This window comes from Streptomyces sp. NPDC006925, from assembly GCF_042869575.1.
GTDB lineage: Bacteria > Actinomycetota > Actinomycetes > Streptomycetales > Streptomycetaceae > Streptomyces.
Genome location: NZ_JBIAGB010000054.1, coordinates 1 through 1662, shown reverse-complemented (window position 1 = coordinate 1662; position 1662 = coordinate 1). Strand labels below are relative to the sequence as shown.

Below are 1662 nucleotides of genomic sequence, written 5' to 3'. Positions count from 1 at the left end.
CCTCGATCTTTCGTGACGGTCCGTCGGTTTCTTCGGCGGGCCGTTTCGGTTGTTCGGGGTCGGTGGTGGGCACGCTGATGGCCCGGCTGTCGCGTCGGGTGGGCGCCGGGTTCCACGGCTCCGGTCGGGGTGGTGCTGGTTGCAGGGACGGGAACGCGCTGGTCAGCCGGGGTTCGGGAGAGTTTCGAGCCGCGCCAGGGCGTCGGTGATCACGTCGGTCCAGGGCCAGTGGCGTGCGAATCTCAGGTGCCGGCGGCGGGCGGTGGTGATGATCTGGGCGGCGGCGGAGAAAAGCCGGAGCCGGAGACGGCGGGGTTCCCACCTGCGGGTTTTGCCGGTCAGGGCGAGCATGGGCATCCAGGCCAGCAGGTCCAGGGCGAGCTGGACGATCTCCAGCCAGATCTGGTTCTGTGCGGTGTCGTGCAGGGGCAGGTTGCGCAGGCCGGTGGCCCGTGCGGCCCGGATGCGGTCCTCGGCTCGGGCCCGCTGACGGTGCCGCAGCTCCAGCGCCGCAATCGCCATGTCGCTGGTGTTGGTGGCGAAGCAGGTCAGCCGTAGTCCGTCAGCGTCGGTGATCCGCAACTGGGCGCCAGGGTGGGGCCGTTCCTTGCGGACGATCAGCCGCATTCCCTTCGGCCAGCCCTTCAGGCAGTCGCCGGTGATCTCGGCGACCCATGCCCCGTCCCGGATCTCGCCGCCGGGCTCGATCGCTGCTGTCCAGGCGGTGGCGGGGACCTTGAGTACGGCTTGGTGAATCTGCTCGGTGATGGTCATGCCGACCGAGTACGACAGCCACCGTCCGCGCTGGGCGAGCCAGGCCGTGAACTCGTGTGTTCCGCCCCCGGAGTCGGTACGAATCAGCGTCCGGCGTCCGCGCCGGTACTTCTTCGGCAGTTGCGCCAGGGCGAGTTGGGCCGTGGTGATGTGGTCGGCGGCGGTGTTGCTGCCCGCGTTGCCGGGCCTGAGCAGGCCGGCCACTGGTTCCCCGCTCCCGCCGCTTCCGTGATCGACGAACCCCATCAGCGGGTGGTGTCCGAAAGTCTTCTTCCAGGTCGCGGTGGCGGCCTGCTTCTCGGAGTGGGCCAGCACGAGCACCCCGTCCAGGTCCACGATCACCTCCCCTGAGGCGTCCGGGGCCGCATGCTTTGCCACGTTCCAGACGTGCTCGCGTGCTGCGGCCCGCGCGGTCCGTATCGCGAACAGGGCCTTCGGCCCAGCCTCGGCAAGGGTGTCGATGAGGCGGGAGACCGTCGGATCGGAGGCCACAGGGCCGAAGACGTCCGGCTCGGCCCGCAGCATCGCGACGTCCGCGAGGCAGTCCCCGCCCAGCGCGACCGCCAGAGCCACGTCCAGCAGGATCTTGCCCGGATCGTGCACCGCACGCTGCTTCCGCCACGGCGCCAGCGTCCTCGACATCGCCTGATCCAGCCCGGCCTTGCGGACGGTCTCGACCAGCAGCACAGCCCCGGCCTGGGACACCACCGCATGGCCATAGCCCTCGACGCGGACACGCGGGTACGACCCGATACGCTTCTTCACCTGAGAAGTGCTTCTTTCCTTGCAGCCAACAGGACCCTAGACAAGTCCCATCGTTGCAGGTCAGGGGCACTTCTCGCTTTTTCGACCAAGCATCGGACAGCCACCGTGGTGAAAGCGCGAGGC

Annotated in this window: 1 protein-coding gene; it reads right to left on the bottom strand. The window is 69.1% G+C overall.

Annotated elements, in window-relative coordinates; genetic code table 11:
* Positions 1-162 precede the first annotated feature (162 nt).
* Complete coding sequence (locus tag ACFYNS_RS31840) at positions 163-1539, bottom strand: IS1380 family transposase (RefSeq protein ID WP_388606379.1); 1377 nt, start codon at positions 1537-1539, stop codon at positions 163-165.
* Positions 1540-1662: the final 123 nt, after the last annotated feature.